Below are 22482 nucleotides of genomic sequence, written 5' to 3'. Positions count from 1 at the left end.
CATTCCCGAGATCTTCTCTCTCCCTCCCTGAGAATCGAGCTCCTTTTGACCACCGTGATCCCCGGCCCGTCGGTGCGGCCGGCAGCGACCCCGACAGTGCCCTCGACGGTGTTTCCGACAGTGTTTCCGACGGTGTTTCCGACGGTGCCCCCGACAGCCCCCCTGGCGGCGATCCCGACCCCTCGCACGGCACCGGCGCTCGCCGGGCGCGACCCGTTCATCGACGTGCTCCGGGTGTTCGGCATGGTCCTGGTGGTGCTCCAGCACTGGAGCATGCCGCTGCTCTCCTTCGCCGACGGGCGGATATCCACCGGCAACGCGCTGGCCGCCGGGAACGGGTGGATGATCACGTGGATCAGCCAGGTGATGCCGCTGGTGTTCTTCGCGGGCGGCGCGGCCAACGCGATCAGCCGGCGCGGCGCGGCACGGCGCGGTGAGGCGACTCCCGCGTGGCTCGCGGGGCGCCTGCGCCGCCTGGCCTGGCCGGTCGTCCCGCTGGCGGCGGTCTGGCTGCCCCTCCCCCATCTGCTCCTCGCGCTCGGCGTGCCGGAGCAGCCGGTGATGACCGCCTCGCGGCTGGCCGGGCAGCTGCTCTGGTTCCTGGCGATCTATCTTGTCGCGGTGGCGGCGACCACGCCGATGCTCAGGCTCAACATGGTGTACGGCTGGCGGGTGCCGGCCGTGCTGGCGGCGGGGGCCGTGGTGGTGGACGTCCTGCGCTTCACCAGCGGCCTCGACGTCGCCGGCCTCCCCAACATCGTGCTGGTCTGGCTGGCGGTGCACCAGCTCGGCTTCCTGTACGCCGACGGCCGGCTGGGCCGCCCCTGGGCCCTGGCCCTGGCCGGATACGGCCTGGGCGCGGCGCTGACGGCCCTCGGCCCCTACCCGCTCAGCATGATCGGGATGCCGGGGGCCTCCGTCTCCAACATGGCGCCGCCCACGGTCGCGCTGCTCTCGATCGGGGTGGGCCAGGTCGGGCTGGCACTGGCGCTGCGCCGGTGGATCGTCTCCTTCGCGGGGTGGCCGGGGGTCTCGCGGGCGCTGGGCTGGGCCGGCGACCGGATGATGACCCTCTACCTGTGGCACATGAGCGCGCTGTTCGTCATCGTCTCGGTGGTCGTGGTGGGCCTGGGCATCTCCACCCCCGAGCCGGGCACCTCGGCCTGGCTGTCCGGCTGGCCGCACTGGTTGCTCATGCTCGCCCTGGCGATGTGGCCGCTGCTGCGGGGGTTCGCCCGGTTCGAGACGCCGCCCGCGGCCGGACCGTACACCGGCGGGACGGCCAGGGTCCTGGTGGCCGCCGCGCTGGTGGGACTGGGCCTGCTCACGCTCACGGTGACCGGCTTCGTCCCGGGGGCGGCCCCCCTGCTCGGGGCGGGCGCGATCGTGGCGGGCCTGGCGCTCACCGGCTCCTCCCGCGACACCTCGGCCGGCTCGCCGGGGCCGGGCGGGCGCGCTGGCCGGCTCCGCGTCGCCTCTCCGTGACATATATGGACAGTATGGTCATATGCGTGTATATGTACATAGTGTACACAAGTTCGCGGAGGGAGTATCGATCATGAGCACCGCACCGGCTCGCGTCGCCATCGTCACCGGAGGTTCCCGAGGCATCGGCCGCCAGGTCGTGGAGCGGCTCGCCGCCGACGGTTACGCCGTCGTCGTCAACTACGCGAGCAACGACGCCGAGGGACAGGCCGCGGCCAAGGAGGCCTCCACGGCCGGAGGCGGGGGCCTCGCCGTGCGGGCCGACGTCAGCGACCCCGCCGCGGTCTCCGCGCTCTTCGACACGGCCGAGGAGGCCTTCGGCGGCGTCGACGTCGTCGTCAACGCCGCCGGGATCATGGGTCCGCCCGTCCCGGTCACCGACCTCGACATGGAGACGCTGGACCGCATCCTGCGCGTCAACGTACGCGGCACCTTCGCCGTCGCCCAGCAGGCCGCCAGGAGGCTGCGCAGGGGCGGCGCCCTGATCACCGTCTCCACCTCGGTCATCAAGCTCGCCCATCCCGGCTACGGCGCCTACGCGGCCTCCAAGAGCGCAGTCGAGGGCCTCACCCTCATCCTGGCCCGCGAGCTGCGCGGCAGGGACGTCACCGTCAACGCCGTCGCACCCGGCCCCACCGCCACCGCGCTCTTCCTGGACGGCAAGGACGAGGAGACCATCACCAGGATGGCCGCCCAGTCACCGTTCGAACGGCTGGGCGAGCCCTCGGAGATCGCCGAGGTCGTGGCGTTCCTCGCCGGCCCCGCCCGCTGGGTCAACGGGCAGGTGCTTCGCGTCAACGGTGGCGCCATCTGATTTGATCAGCATTTATGCCGAAAAAAGCAGCCATAACTACACAAAGTCACGCACTTTACCTGGAATGTAAGGTGATCCGTGACCGCCTCCGGTCCGACCACCTCAAGTTCTTCGGCAGTATTGAACCGTGAGCCTCGTAGACCGCCTGCCAGAAGAGATCGACGCCGACCCCGACGCCATCTTCGACGCCTTCGTCGAATGGAACTCCGAGCGGGGACTGACCCTCTACCCGGCGCAGGAGGAGGCTCTCATCGAGGTGGTGTCGGGAAACAACCTGATCCTCGCCACCCCGACCGGCTCGGGCAAGAGCCTGGTCGCCGCCGGAGCCCATTTCACCGCGCTGACCAGGGACGTTCGCACCTTCTACACCGCGCCGATCAAGGCGCTGGTGTCGGAGAAGTTCTTCGACCTGTGCGCGGTGTTCGGCACCGAGAACGTCGGGATGATGACCGGCGACGCGAGCGTGAACCCCGGGGCGCCGATCATCTGCTGCACCGCGGAGATCCTCGCCAACGTCGCGCTGCGCGACGGCGCCGCGGCCGACATCGGCCAGGTGGTGATGGACGAGTTCCACTTCTACTCCGAGCCCGACCGCGGCTGGGCCTGGCAGGTGCCGCTCCTGGAGCTGCCGAACGTCCAGTTCATCCTGATGTCGGCGACCCTGGGAGACGTCACCAGGTTCGAGGAGGACCTCACCCGGCGCACCGGCAGACCCACCGCGGTGGTGAAGAACGCCGAGCGCCCGGTCCCGCTCGTCTACTCCTACCGGCTCACCCCCCTCCACGAGACGCTGGAGGAGATGCTCACCACCAACCAGTACCCCGTCTACGTCGTCCACTTCACCCAGGCCTCGGCCATGGAGCGGGCGCAGGCGCTGATGAGCATCAACATGTCGACCAAGGCCGAGAAGGAGGCGATCGCCTCCATGATCGGCCACTTCCGGTTCACCACCCGGTTCGGCAAGGCGCTCTCCCGCCTGGTGCGGCACGGCATCGGCGTGCACCACGCCGGGATGCTCCCGAAGTACCGCCGCCTGGTGGAACGCCTCGCCCAGGCGGGCCTGCTGAAGGTCATCTGCGGCACCGACACGCTCGGCGTCGGCGTCAACGTCCCGATCAGGACCGTGCTGTTCACCGCGCTGTCGAAGTACGACGGCAACAAGGTTCGGCGGCTGCGCGCCCGCGAGTTCCACCAGATCGCCGGGCGGGCCGGCCGGGCCGGGTTCGACACCATCGGCTACGTCGTCTGCCAGGCCCCCGACCACGTCGTGGAGAACGAGAAGGCCCTGGCCAAGATCGGCGACGATCCCAAGAGACGGCGCGGGTTCGCCCGCAAGAAGCCGCCGGAGGGTTTCGTCGGCTGGAGCGAGGAGACCTTCGAGAAGCTGCAGGCCGCCGAGCCGGAGCCGCTGAACTCCCGGTTCAAGGTCAGCAACGCCATGCTCCTCGCGGTGATCAACCGGCCCGGCGACTGCTACGCGGCGATGCGCCACCTGCTCACCGACAACCACGAGGACCGCAAGTGGCAGCGGCGGCACATCAGCCAGGCCATCGCGATCTACCGGTCGCTGCTGGCCGGAGGCGTGGTGGAGAAGCTGAGCGAGCCCGACGACCACGGCCGGATGGCCCGCCTCACCGTCGACCTGCAGGAGGACTTCGCGCTGAACCAGGCGCTGTCCACCTTCGCGCTGGCCACCCTCGAACTCCTCGACATGGAGTCGCCCAACTACGCCCTGGACATGGTCTCGATCATCGAGTCCATCCTCGACGACCCCCGCCAGATCCTGTCGGCGCAGCTCAAGAAGGCGCGCGGCGAGGCGGTGGCGCTGATGAAGGCCGACGGCATCGAGTACGAGGAGCGGATGGAGCTCCTCAACGACATCACGTACCCCATGCCGCTGGCCGACATGCTGCTGGGCGCGTACGAGACCTACCGGCGCGGCCACCCCTGGGTGGGCGACTACACGGTCAGCCCCAAGAGCGTCATCCGCGACATGTACGAGCGGGCGATGACCTTCGCCGACTACGTGCAGTTCTACGAGCTGACCCGCTCCGAGGGCACCGTGCTGCGCTATCTCGCCGACGCCTACCGCACCCTGTCGCGGACCATCCCCGAGCACCTCAAGACCGAGGACCTGGTCGACCTCATCGAATGGCTCGGCGAGCTGGTCCGCCAGGTCGACTCCAGCCTCCTGGACGAGTGGGAGCAGCTGCAGAACCCGACCGGGGAGGTGGAGGCGCCCTCGCTGGAGGAGAACACCAGGCCGGTCACCGCCAACACCCGCGCGTTCCGCGTGCTGGTCCGCAACGCGATGTTCCGCCTGATCGAGCTCGCCTCCGTGGAGAACGAGCAGGAGCTGGAGCAGCTCGCCCCCGACGTCGACTGGGGCGCCGCGCTCGACGCCTACTACGACGACCACGAGGAGATCGGCACCGGCCCGGACGCCCGCGGCCCCGGCCTGCTGCGCATCGAGGAGGAGAAGGAGTTCTGGCGGGTCCGCCAGGTCGTCTCCGATCCGGCGGGCGACGGTGACTGGGGCATCGACGCCCAGGTCGACCTCGCCGCCTCCGACGAGGAGGGTCGCGCGGTGGTCCACGTCATCGGCCTGAACCGCCTCTGACGACCTCGTCCGCCATCCTCCGGTGCGGAAACATCAAACGGGACCGACAAGAATGGCGAGATGAGCGACGACGCGATCAGGCAGGTGCTGGGCCTGCTGTACCAGGAAGACACGTTGAAGGTGCTGGCCGCCCTGGTGCTGGGCGGCAAGCCGGAGGAGGAGTCCGGCCTCGACAGGGAGGCGGTCAGGCGCGCGCTGGACCGCTTGGAACGCGGCGGGCTCGCTGTGCGGGGAGAGGGCGGCGAGTGGGAGGTCCGGCGCGAGCGCTTCCGTGAGCTGCTGCACGCCACCGCCAGGCCCGCCACCCCGGTCTCCCCCGAGGAGAGGGTGCTGCAGTCCTTCCTCGTCGAGGGACGGCTGCGGGCGATCCCCACCAAGCGCGACAAGCAGCTGGTCGTGCTCGACTACGTGGTCCAGGTCTTCGAGCCCGGGGTCCGCTACTCCGAGAAGGAGGTCAACGTCGCGTTGCGCGCCTTCCACGACGACTACGCGGCGCTGCGCCGCTATCTCGTCGACGAGGGCATGCTCAGCAGGGAGAACAACGTCTACTGGCGCAGCGGCGGCTCCGTCGAGGCCTGAAGGCGGGCGGCCAGCGTCCGGATGTGGTCGATCAGCTCGGGCGGCTCCCGTACGGTGAAGTCCAGGCCGAGCTGCCCGACGGTGAGCGCCAGCCACTCCAGCGAGTCGCCGCCGGTGCGCAGCAGGCAGCTGCGCCCGTCCAGCTCCTCCAGCACCCAGTCGGGCCCGGAGAAGCGTTCGGCGACCACGGCCAGGGGCGCGTGCACGACGACCACCGCCCGGTGGCGGCTGAGGGGGGCGACGATCGACTCCTCGACGTAGCCGGGGGGCGGCTCGCGCGGCGGGAAGCGCACGCCGGTGCCCAGCGGGGAGGCCAGCCGGTCCACCCGGTAGGTCCGCCAGTCCTGCCTGCCGGTGTCCCACGCCACCAGATACCAGCGCCGTCCGGTGCAGGCCAGCCGGTACGGGTCGGCGACCCGGCCGCTCTCCCGGCCGTCACGGCTGCGGTAGCCGAAGCGGATCCGCTCTCGGTCCCGGCAGGTCTGGGCCAGCAGCGCGAGGGTGGCCGCCTCCACGGTGGGGGCCGCCCCGATCGGCGCCACCGGCTGCGTCTGCGTCTGCAGGGTGTGCACGCGCAGGCGCAGCCGGGAGGGCAGGACCTGTTCCAGCTTCGCCAGCGCGCGGGCCGAGGTCTCCCCGATCCCGGCCACCGTGCCGCTCGCCGCCGTGCGCAGGCCCACCGCGATGGCGACGGCCTCCTCGTCGTCGAGGAGCAGCGGCGGCATGGCGGTGCCCGCCTCCAGCCGGTATCCCCCGGCCGGGCCGGTGGTCGCGCGCACCGGGTAGCCCAGCTCGCGCAGGCGGTCGATGTCGCGCCTGAGCGTGCGCGGGCTGACCTCCAGCCGCTCGGCGAGCTCGGGCCCCGGCCACTCCCGGTGCGCCTGCAGCAGCGACAGCAGTCTCAGCACCCGTCCCGTGGTGTCCGCCATGCCGTCCACGATGCCACCCATCGCGGCCAGGATCTGACCTAAACCGTGGCTAACGTGCTCGGCATGAGCCACATCGAGATAACGGGCGCCCGGGAGAACAACCTCAAGAACGTCTCGTTGAGGATCCCCAAGAAGCGGATCACGGTCTTCACGGGCGTCTCGGGGTCGGGCAAGTCGTCCATCGTCTTCGACACGATCGCCGCGGAGTCGCAGCGCCAGCTCAACGAGACCTTCACCTCGTTCGCCCGCAACCGCCTGCCCCACCACGGCCGGCCGGACGCCGACGCCATCGGCAACCTCTCGGCGGCCGTCGTCGTCGGCCAGCGGCGGCTGGGCGGCAACTCGCGCTCCACCGTCGGCACCGTCACCGACATCAACCCGCTGCTGAGGCTCCTCTACTCGCGCGCCGGCACGCCGTCCGCCGGTTACTCCAACGCGTTCTCCTTCAACGACCCGGCCGGGATGTGCCCGGAGTGCGAGGGCGTGGGCCGGAAGGTCACCCTGGACGTGGACCTGGCCTTCGACCGGTCGAAGTCGCTCAACGAGGGCGCGATCCTGCTGCCGGGCTTCCGGGTCGGCAACTGGCACTGGAAGATCTACGCCCATTCGGGGCTGTTCGACAACGACAGGCCGCTGGCCGACTACACCGACGCCGAGTGGGACACGCTGCTGTACGGGAGCGAGGCCGACGTCACCTTCGAGGAGCGGGGCGGGACGGTGCCGCAGAGGTACGAGGGCGTGGCCGAGAGGTTCGACCGGCTCCACGTCAGGCGGGATGTCGAGGGCAGGGCGGGCCGGGAGGCGATGGCGGCGTTCGCCTCGGCGCGGCCCTGCCCGCTGTGCGCGGGGGCGAGGCTCAACCAGGCCGCGCTGGCCTGCCGGATCGGCGGGCGCAACATCGCCGAGCTGGCCGCGATGGAGGTCCGGCACCTGGTGGACGTGGTCGCCGGAATCGACGCCCCGGTCGCGGCGACGATGGTCCCGGCGATCCTGACCCGGCTGCGGCACCTGGTCACCATCGGCCTCGGCTATCTCAGCCTGGACCGGCCGACGCCCACCCTCTCCGGCGGGGAGTCGCAGCGGATCAAGATGGTCAGGCACCTGGGCAGCAGCCTGACCGACATGACGTACATCTTCGACGAGCCGACCGTCGGGCTGCACCCGCGCGACGTGACGCGCATGAACGAGCTGCTGCGCGAGCTGCGGGACAAGGGCAACACCGTGCTCGTCGTCGAGCACGACCGCGACGTCATCGAGATCGCCGACCACGTGGTGGACGTCGGGCCCCGCGCCGGGACGAACGGCGGCGAGATCGTCTACGAGGGCGGCGTCGAGGGCCTGCGGCGGGCCCGTACCCTCACCGGGCGGCACCTGCGCCACAACCCGCCGCTCAAGGCGTCGTTCAGGGAGCCGACCGGCGCGCTGACCGTCACCGGGGCCACCGCGCGCAACCTCAGGAACGTCACGGTGTCCTTCCCCACCGGGGTGCTCACCGTGGTCACCGGGGTCGCGGGGTCGGGCAAGAGCACCCTGGTCAACGAGGCGCTCCTGGCCCGGCACCCGGAGGCGGTGGTGATCGACCAGGCGGCGGCCGGCACCTCGATCCGGTCCAACCCGGCCACCTACACCGGGCTGATGGACGAGATCCGCGGGCTCTTCGCCGCCGCGAACGGGGTGAGGCCCGCCCTGTTCAGCTTCAACTCCAAGGGCGCCTGCCCGGAGTGCCAGGGCCTCGGGGTCATCCACACCGACCTGGCGTTCATGGACGGGATCACGTCCAGGTGCGAGGTGTGCCGGGGGCGGCGGTTCCGGCCCGAGGTCCTGCGGCACACGCTGCGCGGCAGGTCGATCTCCGACGTGCTGGAGATGACGGTCGACGAGGCCGCGGAGTTCTTCGTCGAGCCGAAACCGCTGCGCGCGCTGCGGACGCTGCGGGAGGTCGGCCTCGGTTACCTCGGCCTCGGCCAGCCGCTCAGCAGCCTGTCGGGGGGCGAGTGCCAGCGGATCAAGCTGGCGGGGGAGCTCCACGAGAAGGGCGGCGTCTACGTGATGGACGAGCCGACGACCGGGCTGCACATGTCGGACGTCGAGCACCTGATCGAGATCATGGAAAACCTGGTGGACGGCGGCAACACGGTCATCGTCATCGAGCACAACATCGACGTGATCAAGAAAGCCGACTGGATCGTCGACCTCGGCCCCGACGGCGGCGACCGGGGCGGCACCGTGGTCTTCGAGGGCACGCCGCTGCGGCTCCTCGACGCGCGGGGATCCTTCACCGCCGAGCACCTCCGCCGCGACCTGGCCCGCCCGTAGCGGGGCGGCGTCCCCTCGGCGTCCCCTCGGCGTCCCCTCGGCGTCTCCTCAGGGGACGCAGGTGACGCGGACGCGGGACCACGAGGTGTTGGCGTACCCCTTGGGATTCCACACGTGCCGGGCCGACTCCGGCTGGGTGGCCCCGCAGCTGTCCCAGGCGCGGGCGGTGATCACGGTCTCGCCCTCCCCCAGTTCGGCGGTGGTGTGCCAGTGCCGCCACGCCCAGGGGCCCGCCTGCTCGCCGAGATCCGCCTGGACCCAGCTGTCGCCCCCGTCGAGGGAGACGTCGACGCGGGAGACGGTACGGCCGTCCCCGGCGTAGGCGTAGCCGGTGACGCGCGTGAGGCCCGGCCGCGGGCGGGCGCCGTCGGCGGGGCTCAGGATGGCGGTGTTGAGGACGACGGGTCCCAGGGAGATGCCGTCACCGGGTCCCGCCTTGGCGGGGTCGGCCTCGGGGGGCAGGAGGCGGTAGGCGGTGGCCTGGAAGTAGTTGTCCGAGGGGTCCTCCCGCGCGGTGACGCGCTGGAGCCATTTGACGCTGCGGGCGCCGACCCAGCCGGGGACGACGACACGGAGCGGGGCGCCGTGGGCCGGGGGCAGCGGCCGGTCGTTCATGGCCCAGGCCAGCAGGACGTCCCCGCCGGCGGCCTTGGCCACGGGTATCGAGCCGCCGTAGGGCTGGGCCGGATCGGCGAGCCGGGAGACGTCGGGAGCGGCGAAGGCGATGTGCGCGGCCTCGGGGAGCAGTCCGGCGCGGGCGAGGACCCCGGCCAGGCCGACGCCGCTCCAGCGGGCGGTGGAGGTGGCGCCGGCCCCCCAGGGATCCTCACCGGGAATGTCGCGCACCTCGATCAGACCGGCCCGCCGGTTGCCCGCGCACTGCAGGGTCGCCACCAGGCTGATCTCGGGGAACCCGGAGCGCAGGTCCTCCAGGGACAGCGTCAGCGGGCGCTCGACCAGGCCGTCCACGGCCAGGCGCCAGGACCCCGGGTCCAGGTCGGGGACGGGACCGTGGTTGCGGCTGTAGAAGGTGTCGAGCGGGGTGAGGATCTGATCGGCCAGGGCGCCCGGCGGGGGCTCGGCGTTGTACGGATCGGTCCCGTGGACCACCATGTCATCTCTCTTGCCCCACATGTTCACACGCTTCGGAATACCCGGGGACGGGGGCCCGACACGGCCCCCGCCCGAGACGGGAGGCAAACTTGGAGCTCACGGACGCCGCGCACGGCACGACACGGCACGCACCGCACGCGGCGCCGGGCGACGCGCGAGGCCCGCCCCGGGCCGGCCGCACCGCCTCCTCGGGTCGTCTCTCCCCTGGCTCCGCCCCCGGAGGCCGTGGGGAACCGGGAAACCGGGAACCCGGGAACCCGTCAGCCGTAGTACTTCTTCGCACCGTCGTGCAGGGGCACCGGCTCGGTCTTCTGGGCGTTGTCGCGGGTGATGTCCTTGGCCGCGGGGTGGACCTTCTCCAGATCCGCCTTGCGGTCGAAGAGCAGCTTCGTCAGGCTCCCGGCCAGGGCGGGGTCCATCTTCTCGTTCACGACGAGCAGGTTGGGCACCGAGATCGTGGACACGTCGGCCGGGGTCTCGTAGACGTCCTTGGCGATCGTGCCCGCGGCGTACACCTGGCCGTGCTCGGCCTGCATCGCGGGCAGCACCCCGTCCAGCGGGACGAAGACGACCTTGTCCTTGAGCGAGGTCAGCAGGTCGGTGAGGCCCGGTGTGGGCAGCCCGCCCGACCAGACCAGCGCGTCGAGGTCGCCGTCCTTGACGGCCTGCACGCTCTCGGGCAGGCCCAGTGACTGCCGGGTGACGTCCTTGTCCGGGTCGAGACCGGCGGCCTTCAGCAGGCGCAGCGCGATCACCTCGGTGCCGGAGTTGGGCGAGCCGGTGGAGACCCGCTTGCCCTTGAGGTCGGCGACGGACTTCACCCCGGAGCCGGCGGTGGCGACCACCTGGGTGTAGTTGTCGTACAGGCGGGCGACGGCGCGGATCGGCTGGGGCGCGGTGAACGCGCCCTTGCCCGCGACGGCGTCGGCGGCGGAGTCGGCCAGGGTGAAGGCGATGTCGGAGTCGCCCCTGACGACCCGCTGGATGTTCTCCACCGAGGCGCCGGTCGCCTCGGCCGTGGCCTGGTAGCCGGGGAGGTTCTTGCCGATCTGGTCGGCCAGCCCCCCGCCGAGGACGTAGTAGACGCCGGTGGTGTTACCGGTGGCGATCGACAGCCGCTTGCCCGCGGCGCCGCTCTGGCCCGCGCCCTGCTCGGCCGACCGGTCGCCGCCGCACCCGGCGAGGAACAGGACTCCCGCCGCCAGCAGGACGGCCACGCGTTTGACGGTCAATGAACTGCCTCTCGTTTGCGCATCACCAGATGGAGGGAGACGGCCACGATCAGGAGACCCGCCCCGGCGAGGACGGGCAGCGGCGACAGGAACAGCAGCAGCACCGCCGCCACCGCGCACAGCACCCGCTCGACGGGCCCGGCCCGGCCGAGCAGCCGCCCGCCGGTGGCGGCGGCCAGCGCGGCGACCGCGAGCGCCGAGACCCCGGTGGCCGCCAGGATCTCCCCGATCGTGCCCTGGGCCAGCAGCCCGGCTCCGCCGGGGGTCAGCACGAAGGCGAACGGCACCAGGAACGCGGGAAGCGTGTACTTCCAGGTCGCCATCATGGTCCGGTAGGCGTTGCCACCGGTGATGGCCGACGCCGCGAAGGCCGACAGCGCCGTGGGCGGGCTGACCTCCGACAGCACGGCGTAGTAGAAGATGAACATGTACGCCTCGGCCTGGCTGACGCCGAGATCCGTCAGCGCGGGCCCGATGATGACCGCCGCGATGACGAACGACGCGGTCACCGGCACGGCGAGGCCGAGCACGAGCACCGCGACCGCGCACAGCAGCGCGGTGACGGCCAGGATCCCGCCCGAGGCCCCGACGATCAGCGAGCTCGCCTTGAGGCCGAGACCGGTGAGCGTGACGACGGCGACGATGAGCCCGGCGGCGGCGCAGGTCGCCGCGACCGGCAGCACCCCGGTCGTCCCCGCCGCCAGGGCCCTCGCCGCCCTGCGCGGGGTGAGGGCGTGCTCCCTGTCGAGGAAGGAGAGCGCGGCCGCCAGCAGCGTGGCGTACACCACGGCGCGGAACGGCGACTGGCCCAGCGCCATCAGGACGACGATCACGAAGAGCGAGCTGAAGTGGTAGCCGAACCGCCTGACCAGCGGCCAGAACCTCGGCGCGTCCACCTCGACGGCCCGCGTCCCGTATGTACGGGCGTCGATCTCGATGGCGAGGAAGATGCCCAGGTAGTACAGGATCGTGGGGACGGTGGCGTAGAGCAGCACCGTGAGGTAGCTGACCCGCATGTACTCGGCGATGATGAACGCCGCCGCGCCGAGCGTGGGAGGCGACAGGATCGCCCCGATGCCCGCCGCGGCGAGCACTCCCCCGCCCTGCTCGGGCGGGTATCCCGCCCTGCGCAGGATCGGCCAGGCGACGCTGCCGACGCTCACCGTCGTCGCGACGCCGGAGCCGCTCACCGTGCCGAGCAGGAACCCGGCGAGGGTGACCGTACGGCCCGGCGCGGAGCGCGAGCGGCGGAACGCGGCCAGGGAGACGTCCACGAAGAACTTCCCCGCCCCGGAGTGGTCGAGGACCGCTCCGTAGACGGTGAACAGGATGATGTAGGTGGCCGCGACGTCGAGCGGCACCCCGTACACGCCGTCGGTGCCCATCACGAACGAGACGACGATCCGGTCGATGTCGTAGCCGCGGTGCCCGATGACCCAGTCGAAGGGCAGGTAGCCGCCGTAGTAGGCGTAGAGGGCGAACGCGACGCAGACCGCGGGCAGTATCCATCCGACGGTGCGGCGGCAGGCCTCCAGGACCAGCAGCACGATGACCGCCCCGGCCGCCACGTCGAGTGCCGTCGGCTCGAAGGCGCGCCGGATGAAGTCGTCGAAGACCACCAGCGGGTAGAGGCAGGCCACCAGCGCGAGCAGGGCCAGAACCCAGTCCACGACGCCCGGCCGGTCGGTGCCCCGCCGCCCCGGCTTGTAACAGACGAAGGTGAGCGGCAGCACGACCGCGAGGAAGATCATCCGGTACGGGAGCACGGAGGCGGGCCGGAAGGCCCGGTACAGGACGTACAGCGACAGCCCGAGGGCGACCAGCGTGACGGCCCCGGCCACCCAGCCCGACAGCCGCCGGGCGGGCCGTTCCGCGTCGAACTCCGCGATCAACTCGTCCGCCGACGCGGCGCCCGTTGTCGTGTCGCCCGCCGATCCCGCCGATCCCGCCGATGTGGTGCCTGTCAAACCGCCGTCTCCACGTGTGAGCCGCGACCTTTGACCGCACATTACATAGATCACTGACGCCCGTCCGTCAGGGCGCGGTCACATTCGCGTCACACCTGCCGTGCGGAAGGCATCGGGCCGCACGGAACGTACGAAGAGAGTGAAATGTCCAGAGAGAAAGACCGAGAACCGAGCGGCCGAGAGCGGCCGCCCCGGTGCCGTCAGCCGCCCGAGGTGTCGTTCTCGGCGTCCGCGCTGGGAACCGCGAGATCGTAGGGGTCGTCCAGCCATCCGGCGGGCAGGTGGACGCGGTCGCGCGGGTTGGTCTTGCCCCGGGGGGTGTCCACGCCGTCGGGCCACGGCTGGGCGGCGTCGAGCTCGGCGAGCCCTTCCCGCAGGACGGCCAGGCTCTCCGCGGTGGCCAGGCGGCGGCGGAGCTCGGCGCCGACGGTGAAGCCCTTGAGATACCAGCCGACGTGCTTGCGGAAGTCGACCACCGCGTGCCGCTCGCTCTCGAAGCACTCGGCCATCAGGGTGGCGTGCCGGTCCATGGTCGCGGCGACCTCGCCCAGCAGGGGACGGCTCCGCTCGTCGCCGCCCTCGCACATGGCCGCCAGGTCCGCGAACAGCCACGGGCGCCCCAGGCAGCCCCGGCCCACGACGACCCCGTCGCACCCGGTCTCGTCCATCATGCGGCGCGCGTCGGCGGCGCTCCAGATGTCGCCGTTTCCCAGCACCGGGATCTCCGTCACGCTCTCCTTGAGCCGCGCGATCGCCTCCCAGTCGGCGGTGCCGCCGTAGTGCTGGATCGCGGTGCGGCCGTGCAGCGCGATCGCGGAGACGCCCTCCTCGACGGCGATCCGCCCGGCGTCCAGGTAGGTCAGGTGGTCGTCGTCGATGCCCTTGCGCATCTTCACGGTCACCGGCAGCGTCCCCGCGTTGCGCACGGCCTCGCGCAGGATCGCCCGGAACAGGTTCCGCTTGTACGGCAGCGCGGAGCCGCCGCCCTTGCGGGTGACCTTGGGCACCGGGCAGCCGAAGTTGAGGTCGACGTGGTCGGCCAGGTCCTCCTCGGCGATCATGCGGACGGCCCTGCCGACGGTCACCGGGTCGATCCCGTACAGCTGGATGCTGCGGGGGTTCTCCTCGGGCTCGAACCTGATCATCTTGAAGGTCTTGGGATTGCGCTCCACCAGCGCCCGCGTCGTGATCATCTCGCAGACGAACAAGCCGCCGCCCTGCTCCCGGCACAGGGTACGGAACGGCGCGTTGGTGATCCCGGCCATCGGGGCGAGGACGACCGGCGGCCATACCTCCAGCGATCCCAGCTTCAACGACTCCACCTGGCTTTTCTACCGCACCGCGACGAGCAGGACGAATCATCGCTGGGTATGGTGTCTCTGGCGTAGATCAACGTGACACGGGAGGCCGCGGATGCTACTGCGACTGCGGATCGCACTGCCCGACCAGCCGGGCTCCCTGGGGAAGGTGACCCGTGTCCTCGGTGTCGCGGGCGCGGACATCACCCAGGTGGTCGTCCTCGACCGCGGCGAGGGCCGGGCGCTGGACGACATCACCGTCTACTGGCCCGACTCCGCTCCCAGGGAGAGCCTGGTCGAGGGGCTGGAGAGCGTGCCCGGGGTGACGATCGAGGGCGTCTGGGGCACGCGCGAGGCGCCGGGAACCTACCCGGAGCTGGAGATCCTCAAGTACATCACCACCGCGGGCGACCGCGCCCTGGCCACCCTGCTCGACTCCATGCCCGTACTGTTCAGCGCCGACTGGGCGGCGGCGGCGACCGAGAAGAGCCCCCGCACGCTCGTCCACTCCAGCTGGCGCGCCCCCGAGCAGGTGCCCTTCCCCGACGAGACGCCCATCCGCCCGGCGGCCTTCACCCTCGACTCCGGCCTGCACGTGATCGCCGCCCCGCTGCCCCCGCTGGCCCTGACCTTCCTGCTGGCCCGCGCCGACGGTCCCGCCTTCCACCGCATCGAGGTGCACCGCCTCACCCGCATCCTGGAGATCTTCCTCACCCTGCCCGCCGTGGAGCGCGTCGTCGCCCGCCAGCTGCGCCGCCCACCCGAGCAGGACGGCTGAACGATCACCTGGCCGGACCCTCCGCACGGACGGCCGCGGGCGGGTCCGCGCGGGCGGCCAGTGGGTCCGCCGGCTGAACGCACGGTTACGCAACCGCCGGGAAAACCCGCTAGAGTTCTCTCGTCGCCACCGGGTGGGAAACCCGGGGGAAACACGCGGAAGTGGCTCAGTGGTAGAGCATCACCTTGCCAAGGTGAGGGTCGCGGGTTCGAATCCCGTCTTCCGCTCGGAAAAGGGGCATGTGCCCCCCACTCGGTGGAGTGGCCGAGAGGCGAGGCAACGGCCTGCAAAGCCGTCTACACGGGTTCAAATCCCGTCTCCACCTCTGGTCCTTCCCCATGCGGACGATTAGCTCAGCGGGAGAGCACTTCCCTGACACGGAAGGGGTCACAGGTTCAATCCCTGTATCGTCCACCACAGTTTCCCCAGGCCAGCGGCCTGGGGTTTGCTGTTTCCCGGGTTGTCGGCCATGAGATCGGGAGCACGCCGCTCCGCGATGATCGTGACCTCCACCCGCCCCGGCGGTCCGGCGGGTAGAGGTCATCCGATCGCGGGCGTCTTCGGCGCGCCGCCTGGAACACGGGCTTCAGTACCGGCTGCTGATCAGGCAGGTGGCACGTGCGGCTCCGGCATCGTGCGCGAGCCGTCGGTACTCGACCGTCGAGGAGCCGATGCTCACGACGATTACGGCCACGCCCAGTCGCGGATCTCTGCCGGGTCCTCGCCGTGCTCGCGGGTGTGGGCGCGGGCGCGCAGGCGGGCGTCGGCCATGTGCTGGCGCAGGTGCGCCGAGCGCCCGGCCAGCCCGGGGACCCGGTCGACGACGTCCATCACCAGGTGGTAGCGGTCGATGTCGTTGAGCATGGCCACGTCGAACGGCGTGGTGGTGCCCTCCTCCTTGCAGCCGCGAACCAGGCCGGCCCGTCGGTCGGCGTCGATGACGGTGACCGTGCCCACGGCGTAGCGGCCCATCGCCCGCACGATCTCGCTGAACGTCGCGTCCTGGTCCACCGCGATGGCCACGTGACCCATGACGTCCTTGACTTCGATTGACATGGTTTCCTCCTCGGGTTCTGCCTGCACACTCCCGCCTGTGCGGCGGGCGCGGCAGCGGCGAACGTCACCGGCCTCGCCGGCTTAGGTCCCGACCGCGGCGGAGGAGGAGCTCTCTTCATCGAGCAAGCGGCACTCCCCGGGAAGCCGGCTCGGCGGCGCCGCAAGCAGGTGTCCGGGAAGGGTCCACGCGTCGGGGACGAGGTCGTGGCAGGCGGTGGTACCGACGTCGAGCCGCCTCGTGCTCCCGGGGGGAGAACGGCCCGCCGGCCACCGGCGGGCCGCCGGGCGGCGCCGCGCCGATCGGCGCGGCGCTGCCCGGCGGCGAATCGACGATCAGGAGCGGCGGGCACGCAGGCGCGCGAACGCCCGCAGGGTGAGGAGCGCGGCGACGGCCACGACCTGCCCACCCAGGATGATCTTGTTGTAGTCGATCGCGGGCTGCCAGCGGACCTCGCCGTCCTTGACGACGAAGACCCCCGCCGCGGTCGCGCTCGCGCCGAACCCGCCACCGGAGCCCTCGCCCGGCTTCTCGCCGCCCTCCTGCCTGCCGCCACCTCCCCCGCCGCCCCCGCCGACGCGGGCCACGGGGATGACGGTCACCCCGTCCCGCGTGATCGGCTCGCCGAAGACGCGGGTGACGGTGGCGGAGTCGCGAACCTTGTCGATCATTTCGATGACGTCCATGTCTTTCCCTTCATCACGGTGACGGCCGCGGCTGCGGCCGTCGTCGCGCTTGTCCTTGAGCCCGGCCTGCTCGATGACCTCGTCGGGGACCTGCGGGTGGGGGGAGAACCCGGCGAACATCCGCACCGGTTCGGCGACGCTGAACTCCTCTTCGGACCCGGCCTCCTGCAGCACGATGCCGATGCGTTCGCGGTAGGGGCGGCCACCGGTGGCCGGATCGAAGCCGAGAACCGAGACCGAACCGCCGTCGCGTCCCCTGTGTCCTTCCAGGATCTCCACAGCGGTGGTCTTGCCCGCGCCGTTCGGCCCACACCTCGCCCTCGGCCACGGTGAAGCCGACCTCGTCCAGCGCCTGGACGGTCCCGTAGCTCTTGCGCATCAATCGGTCGTGGAGCGCACGACGGCGACGGCGCTGCCGGCGTGCAGCAGCACGGCCCGGCTCACCGAGCCGAGTATCGCCGAGCTGACGGCACCCCGGCCGTGGGAGCCCACCACGACCAGGTCGGCCTCGGCCGAGGCGCGGGTGAGGGCGTCCACCGGGTGCGCGCAGACGACCTCGTGGACCACCCTCACCTGGGGGTGGCGCTCCTGCCGGCCGCGCAGCCTGTCGGCGGCGGCCTGCTGGTGGGCCTGGCCGACCTCGTCGAGGTCGTAGGTGATCTCCGGCGCGTAGACGTGCACCGGGGCCTGCCAGGCGTGGATGGCGCGCACGGTGGCGCCGCGCAGCGCGGCCTGCGCGAAGGCGTAGGCCAGGGCCGGCTCGCAGGCCGGGGAGTCGTCGACACCGACGACGATCTGACCGTGAACGCTCTGCTGCCCGGCCCGCACGACGACCACGGCGCCGTGCGCGTGCCCGGCGACGTGGACGCTCACCGAGCCCATGACCGCTCCGGCGAAACCGCCCAGACCCCGGGCGCCGACGACGAGCTCGTCGGCGTGCTCGGCCTGAGCACGCAGCACCGACACCGCGGTGCCCTCGATCGGCTCGGTGGTCACCTCGATGCCGGGCTGCCGCTTGCGCGCGACCTCCTCGGCCTCGGCCAGCACGCGCCGGGCGCCACGCTCCAGCACGTCGCCCATGACCGGGTTGGGGAACTTGGAGATCTGGTACGGCCAGCGATCGACCGCGTAGACGATGCGCAGCGGCCGGTCGGCTCGGGCGGCGTCGTCGGCGGCCCATTCCACGGCGGCGGTCCCCGCGGCCGAGCCGTCAGCCCCCACGACGATCACGTGAGTCATGATTCCTCCTTGTTTTCCTCCATCACACGCCGCGCCCGCGAGTTGCCGAAGGGCCATAGGTCCCGAGTTCCCGGAGCCTTGGGTCACCGGTGAGGCACGCGCACGACGGCCAGGGGGCAGGTGGCGTGGTGCGGCATGGCCTGGCCGACCGAGCCCGGCACCGGACCGGCGAAGCCGCCGTGCCCGGTGGAGGCCGGCACCGGCAGGTCCGCGCCCGCCGGCGTCTCACGCGGGACTTCTGCCGGATGCCCCCGAATGACCTGCTCGATCACCTCGGCCCTGGGGCGGAGCGCCCGCCGGGGGCGCCGGGCCGAGGTGTCCGCGGGAAAGGGGAACGCGTCGACGCCCGCCCCTGCGCGGGCGGGCGTCGACGCGTCGGGTCACCTCAGGTACGGGGTGCGCCGGACGATGGGCAGGTTGCCGAGTCCGAGCGTGGTGCCCGCGTCGGCCAGCGCGAGGCCGGCCAGCACGACGGCGTAGACGATGTGGTCGTCCATGAACGGGTTGGTGGTCAGCGGCAGTTCGGCCGCCCACATCAGGACCAGCAGCAGGCCGCCGGCCACCGCGGCGATCCGCAGGCCGACGCCGAGCACGAGAGCCAGGCCGATGCCCAGCAGACCGACCATGAACAGCCAGTCCACCCACGCCTGTCCCGCCAGGCCGGAGAAGCATCCTCAGCTCGCCGTGCTGGCCACCGCCGGCGTCCCCGAGGGCGCCCGCCCCGTACCGGCGGCCGGGCCCCGGGCCCGGCCGCGACACCACCCCCACCGGATGGAGGCCACCCGCGATGCGCACGAACTACGTGTACGACTTCGCCGACGGCGACATGGACATGGACATGCTCGGCGGCAAGGGGGCCAACCCGGCCGAGATGACCCGGCTGGGGCTGCCCGTGCCGCCGGGCTTCACCATCACCACCGAGACCTGCCGCTTCTACCTGGAGCGGGAGACGACCCCGCCCGAGCTGGACGCGGAGGTGGACCCGCACCTGCGGCGGGTCGAACAGGCCATCGGACGCCGCCTCGGCGACCCCGGCGACCCGCTACTGGTACCCGACCGGCCCGTGAGCCGGGGGTCGCCCGCGGGATGCGCTCACCTCAGGTTGGATCACCCGCGGATGGTGACATATACGGTGCCGCTCGGTTGGAATGGGCCTGTTCTCCAAAGACCACATCGATCCCGGACGGCGGAACACGCGGTATCCGCCCGCCGGTTCACCCGGGCGCGGGCACCGGCCGGAGCGCGGCGGAAGACGTCGAGGAAGGGCTGACCTCCCATGAACATCACCGAGTACGCCGACACCGTGTGGCGGGGCGAGGCCCCCGACAGCATCGTGCACACCGGCCTCGCCGGGCAGGGCTTCGTGGAGATCGTCGACGGCGTGGGCTTCCGCAGCGGCTTCGGCAACGTGATCGCGCTGCGGCACGGCGGGGAGGTGACCCTCTTCGACACGGGCAACCCCTTCGACGCGGACCGGCTCCACACCGAGCTGCGGGCCTGGACCAACGATCCGGTGGCCGCCGCGGTCTACTCCCACGGCCACATCGACCACGTCTCGGGCGTCGGCCCGTTCGACGCCGAGGCCGACACGGCGCGACGGCCCCGGCCGACGGTGGTGGGGCACGAGGCGGTCGCCGTCCGCTTCGAGCGCTACGTGCTGACCAACGGCTACAACGCCATCGTGAACCGGCGGCAGTTCCAGGCTCCCGGCCTGACCTGGCCCACCGAGTACCGCCACCCCGACGTGGCCTACCGCGACGTGATGTCACTCGGCCACGTCGACCTCTTCCACGCCAAGGGCGAGACCGACGACGCCAGCGTCGGCTGGGTGCCCTCGCAGCGCATCCTGCTGCCGGGCGACCTGTTCATCTGGGTGACCCCCAACTGCGGCAACCCGCAGAAGGCGCAGCGCCACCCGCGCGAGTGGGCGATCGCGCTGCGCAGGATGGCCGAGCTGCGGCCGGAGATCATGCTGCCCGGCCACGGCGCCCCGATCTTCGGCGCCGACCGGGTCGAGCAGGCGCTGACCGAGACGGCCGAGTGGCTGGAGTTCATGGTCGAGCGCACCCTGGGGATGCTCAACGAGGGCGCCAGGCTGGACGACATCGTGCGTGCCGTGCGGCCTCCCGCGCGGCTGGCGGAGCGGCCCTACCTGCGCCCGCACTACGACGAGCCGGAGTTCGTGGTGCGCAACATCTGGCGGCTTTACGGCGGCTGGTACGACGGCAACCCGGCCCACCTCAAGCCCGCGCCCGAGGCCACGCTGGCCGCGGCGGTGGCGAAGCTGGCCGGAGGCGCCGCGAGGCTGGGCGACGCCGCGCTGGAGGCGCTGGCCGCGGGAGACCAGCGGCTGGCGGGGCACCTGGCCGAGATGGCCGTGCAGGCCGCACCGGACGACACGGCACTGCACGGGGTGCGGGCCGAGGTGTTCGCCGCCAGGGCGGAGTCTGAGGCGTCGCTGATGGCCAGGGGCGTGTTCACCTGGGCGGCCGAGGAGTCGCGCAGGGTCGCGGGAGACACCCCGGCCTGACCACCGGCCTCCGGCTCGGGTTCCGGCTCGGGCTCGGGCTCCGCAGGGGCGGGCCCTCCTCGAGTGCGGGCGAGTTCTCCCCGGGTGCGGGCGTGCCCCTCGCGGCGCCGGGTTCCCGGACGTCAGGGAGACCGGATAGCGAAGGGATAGGGGGTGGATGCCGGGCCGTCCTACGGTCCGGACATGAGCACTCCGATCTTTGCGCTTTGCGACGAGTACGTCACCCGCTGGGCGGCGCTCGACCCGATCGCGGCAGGTGCCGAGGGCATCGTGTCCGACTTCGTGGCCGCCACCGACCACAGCCCGGCCGGGAGCGCCGCCCGGGCCGAGCTGATCCGTTCGACCCTGAAGCGTCTCGACGAGCTGGTCCCGACCGGCGAGCCGGACGTCAGGGCGGCCACCCATCTGCGGGAGCGGCTGGAGGCCGAGCTCGCCTGGCACGACACGGGCGAACCGCTCCGCTGGGTGGCGGCGCCGTACGGGCTGCCCTACCGGGTGCGCTCCAGCGTCGTCCTCCTCCCCCACGGCAACGACGACGAGTGGCGTGACGTCGCCGCCCGCCTGGCGGCGATCCCGGAGATGCTCGCCGGGTGGCGGGAGAGCCTGGAGGCCGGTCTGGAGATGGGCCTGCGGGGTGCCCGCAGGCAGGCGCTGGCCATGGCGGACCAGGCCGACCAGTTCGCCGGCGCCGGCGGGACTCCCCCGGCGCACGACGCCTTCGTCGCCACCTACGGCGAGGGCCCGGTCAGGGAGGAGCTGCTCAAGGCGGCCTCGGCGGCCCACGACGCCTACGCCTTCGCGGGGCGCTACCTGCGCGAGGAGTACGCGCCCCGGGCGAGCGAGACCGACGCGGTGGGCCCCGAGCGCTACGCGGTCGCCGCCAGGATCAGCCTGGGCGCCGACATCGACCTGCGCGAGGCGTACGAGTGGGGCTGGGCGGAGCTGGAGCGCATCGGGGCCGAGACTGCAGCCGAGGTCGAGCGGATCAAGCCGGGCGCGACCATCGAGGAGGCGACCGCGATCCTCAACGAGACCCAGGCGGTCGGCTCCCTGGAGGAGTACCAGGCGTGGCTGCAGGAGCGTCACGACCGGGCGGTCGAGCAGCTGAACGGCACGCACTTCGACATCCCCGAGCCGCTGCGGCTCATCGTGGCCGAGGTCGACGTGAGCTCCACGTCCGGCGCGGCCTCCTACAACGCGCCCAGCGAGGACCTGTCGCGGCCGGGCCGCACCCTGTGGCCGGTCGGGGGGCGGACCCGCTTCGCCACCTGGAGCGAGCTGACGACGATCTTCCACGAGGGGGTGCCCGGCCACCACCTGCAGTTCGGCGCGATGCGCACGGCCGGGGACACCCTGTCCAGGTTCGCCAAGGTCTCCTGGGTGGACGGTCACGGCGAGGGGTGGGGCCTGTACGCCGAGCGGCTCGCCGACGAGCTGGGCTGGTTCACCGACCCGGGCACCCGGCTGGGCATGCTCAACTGGTCGGCCCTGCGTGCCGCCCGGGTGGTCATCGACCTGGGTGTCCACCTCGACCTGCCGCTGCCCGACGGCTCGGCGTGGACCTTCGAGAAGGCCTGCGAAGTGCTGCGCGAGCAGGGCCGCTGCGAGCCGCACCGGGTCGAGGCCGAGGTGGTGCGCTACTTCGGCTGGCCCTCCCAGGCCATCTCCTACAAGCTGGGCGAACGGGCGTGGGTGCAGGCCCGCGAGGAGGCCAGGCTGCGCCTGGGTGACGCCTTCGACCTGCGTGCCTGGCACACCGCCGCGCTGGAGCTGGGACCGGTGGGCCTGTCCAGTCTCGCGGAGGCCCTGCGCCGCATCTGCTGAGCACCGGCGGCCCCGCGA

15 protein-coding genes, 3 tRNA genes and 3 pseudogenes are annotated in these 22482 nt (G+C 71.9%); 12 read left to right on the top strand and 9 right to left on the bottom strand.

Annotation, left to right across the window (positions count from 1 at the left end):
* Window positions 1-144 precede the first annotated feature (144 nt).
* From ACVCAG_RS06970 to ACVCAG_RS06955, 4 genes are all read left to right on the top strand, one after another.
* A complete protein-coding gene (locus ACVCAG_RS06970; protein ID WP_440082539.1) occupies window positions 145-1485 on the top strand; it encodes an acyltransferase family protein in 1341 nt (446 codons plus the stop codon).
* A gap of 73 nt (window positions 1486-1558) precedes the next feature.
* Complete coding sequence (locus tag ACVCAG_RS06965) at window positions 1559-2299, top strand: SDR family oxidoreductase (RefSeq protein WP_440082538.1); 741 nt, start codon at window positions 1559-1561, stop codon at window positions 2297-2299.
* Window positions 2300-2426: 127 nt separating this feature from the next.
* On the top strand, window positions 2427-4919 hold the full coding sequence (locus ACVCAG_RS06960) for a DUF3516 domain-containing protein (protein WP_440082537.1): 2493 nt from the start codon (window positions 2427-2429) through the stop codon (window positions 4917-4919).
* A 60-nt stretch (window positions 4920-4979) separates the two neighbouring features.
* The gene (locus ACVCAG_RS06955) at window positions 4980-5498 is read left to right on the top strand and encodes a DUF2087 domain-containing protein (RefSeq protein ID WP_440082536.1); all 519 of its coding nucleotides are present in this window, start codon (window positions 4980-4982) and stop codon (window positions 5496-5498) included.
* Here ACVCAG_RS06955 and ACVCAG_RS06950 read toward each other — a convergent pair.
* Complete coding sequence (locus ACVCAG_RS06950; RefSeq protein ID WP_440082569.1) at window positions 5465-6427, bottom strand: WYL domain-containing protein; 963 nt, start codon at window positions 6425-6427, stop codon at window positions 5465-5467. The genes ACVCAG_RS06955 and ACVCAG_RS06950 overlap by 34 nt on opposite strands.
* A 63-nt stretch (window positions 6428-6490) precedes the next feature.
* Between ACVCAG_RS06950 and ACVCAG_RS06945 the strand changes: the two genes are divergently transcribed.
* Entirely contained in the window at window positions 6491-8743 is a 2253-nt protein-coding gene (locus ACVCAG_RS06945; RefSeq protein ID WP_440082535.1) for an excinuclease ABC subunit UvrA, read from the top strand.
* A 48-nt stretch (window positions 8744-8791) separates the two neighbouring features.
* Here ACVCAG_RS06945 and ACVCAG_RS06940 read toward each other — a convergent pair whose 3' ends face one another.
* The 4 genes from ACVCAG_RS06940 to dusB all read right to left on the bottom strand — a co-directional run bounded on the left by ACVCAG_RS06940 (window position 8792) and on the right by dusB (window position 14377).
* Window positions 8792-9856: a sulfite oxidase gene (locus ACVCAG_RS06940; protein ID WP_447189600.1), complete on the bottom strand. Its 1065-nt coding sequence runs from the start codon at window positions 9854-9856 to the stop codon at window positions 8792-8794.
* A 260-nt stretch (window positions 9857-10116) separates the two neighbouring features.
* Entirely contained in the window at window positions 10117-11088 is a 972-nt protein-coding gene (locus ACVCAG_RS06935; RefSeq protein WP_447189599.1) for a TAXI family TRAP transporter solute-binding subunit, read from the bottom strand.
* Complete coding sequence (locus ACVCAG_RS06930) at window positions 11085-13055, bottom strand: TRAP transporter permease (RefSeq protein WP_447189598.1); 1971 nt, start codon at window positions 13053-13055, stop codon at window positions 11085-11087. Before ACVCAG_RS06930 ends, ACVCAG_RS06935 begins: the two co-directional genes overlap by 4 nt.
* 200 nt (window positions 13056-13255) lie before the next feature.
* The gene (dusB, locus tag ACVCAG_RS06925; protein ID WP_440082531.1) at window positions 13256-14377 is read right to left on the bottom strand and encodes a tRNA dihydrouridine synthase DusB; all 1122 of its coding nucleotides are present in this window, start codon (window positions 14375-14377) and stop codon (window positions 13256-13258) included.
* A gap of 91 nt (window positions 14378-14468) precedes the next feature.
* Between dusB and ACVCAG_RS06920 the strand changes: the two genes are divergently transcribed.
* The 4 genes from ACVCAG_RS06920 (at window position 14469) to ACVCAG_RS06905 (ending at window position 15548) form a co-directional block, all read left to right on the top strand.
* Entirely contained in the window at window positions 14469-15131 is a 663-nt protein-coding gene (locus tag ACVCAG_RS06920) for an amino acid-binding protein (RefSeq protein ID WP_440082530.1), read from the top strand.
* A 155-nt stretch (window positions 15132-15286) separates the two neighbouring features.
* A tRNA-Gly gene (locus tag ACVCAG_RS06915) sits at window positions 15287-15358 on the top strand.
* 27 nt (window positions 15359-15385) lie between these two features.
* Window positions 15386-15456: transfer RNA gene (locus ACVCAG_RS06910), tRNA-Cys, on the top strand.
* 17 nt (window positions 15457-15473) lie between these two features.
* A tRNA-Val gene (locus ACVCAG_RS06905) sits at window positions 15474-15548 on the top strand.
* Window positions 15549-15815: 267 nt separating this feature from the next.
* Here ACVCAG_RS06905 and ACVCAG_RS06900 read toward each other — a convergent pair.
* The 4 genes and pseudogenes from ACVCAG_RS06900 to ACVCAG_RS06885 form a co-directional block, all read right to left on the bottom strand.
* Window positions 15816-16043: pseudogene (locus ACVCAG_RS06900) on the bottom strand (phosphoketolase family protein); the annotation flags it as partial.
* Window positions 16044-16520: 477 nt separating this feature from the next.
* The gene (locus ACVCAG_RS06895; RefSeq protein WP_440082529.1) at window positions 16521-17150 is read right to left on the bottom strand and encodes a spore germination protein GerW family protein; all 630 of its coding nucleotides are present in this window, start codon (window positions 17148-17150) and stop codon (window positions 16521-16523) included.
* Window positions 17151-17249: 99 nt separating this feature from the next.
* Window positions 17250-18110, bottom strand: coding sequence for a universal stress protein (locus tag ACVCAG_RS06890; RefSeq protein WP_440082528.1), 861 nt, complete (start codon window positions 18108-18110; stop codon window positions 17250-17252).
* Window positions 18111-18490: 380 nt separating this feature from the next.
* Window positions 18491-18784: pseudogene (locus tag ACVCAG_RS06885) on the bottom strand (hypothetical protein); the annotation flags it as partial.
* A gap of 113 nt (window positions 18785-18897) precedes the next feature.
* On the opposite strand from ACVCAG_RS06885, the pseudogene ACVCAG_RS06880 reads away from it, so the two are divergent.
* From ACVCAG_RS06880 to ACVCAG_RS06870, 3 genes and pseudogenes are all read left to right on the top strand, one after another.
* Window positions 18898-19197, top strand: a pseudogene (locus tag ACVCAG_RS06880) (PEP/pyruvate-binding domain-containing protein); the annotation flags it as partial.
* A gap of 189 nt (window positions 19198-19386) precedes the next feature.
* Window positions 19387-20640 (top strand): alkyl sulfatase dimerization domain-containing protein, encoded by a 1254-nt coding sequence (locus ACVCAG_RS06875; protein ID WP_447189597.1) that lies wholly within the window; start codon window positions 19387-19389, stop codon window positions 20638-20640.
* A gap of 183 nt (window positions 20641-20823) precedes the next feature.
* The gene (locus ACVCAG_RS06870; protein ID WP_447189596.1) at window positions 20824-22464 is read left to right on the top strand and encodes a DUF885 domain-containing protein; all 1641 of its coding nucleotides are present in this window, start codon (window positions 20824-20826) and stop codon (window positions 22462-22464) included.
* Window positions 22465-22482: the final 18 nt, after the last annotated feature.

The sequence above is a fragment of the Streptosporangium sp. G12 genome, assembly GCF_052983175.1.
This window is presented reverse-complemented; position numbering and strand designations above follow the sequence as displayed.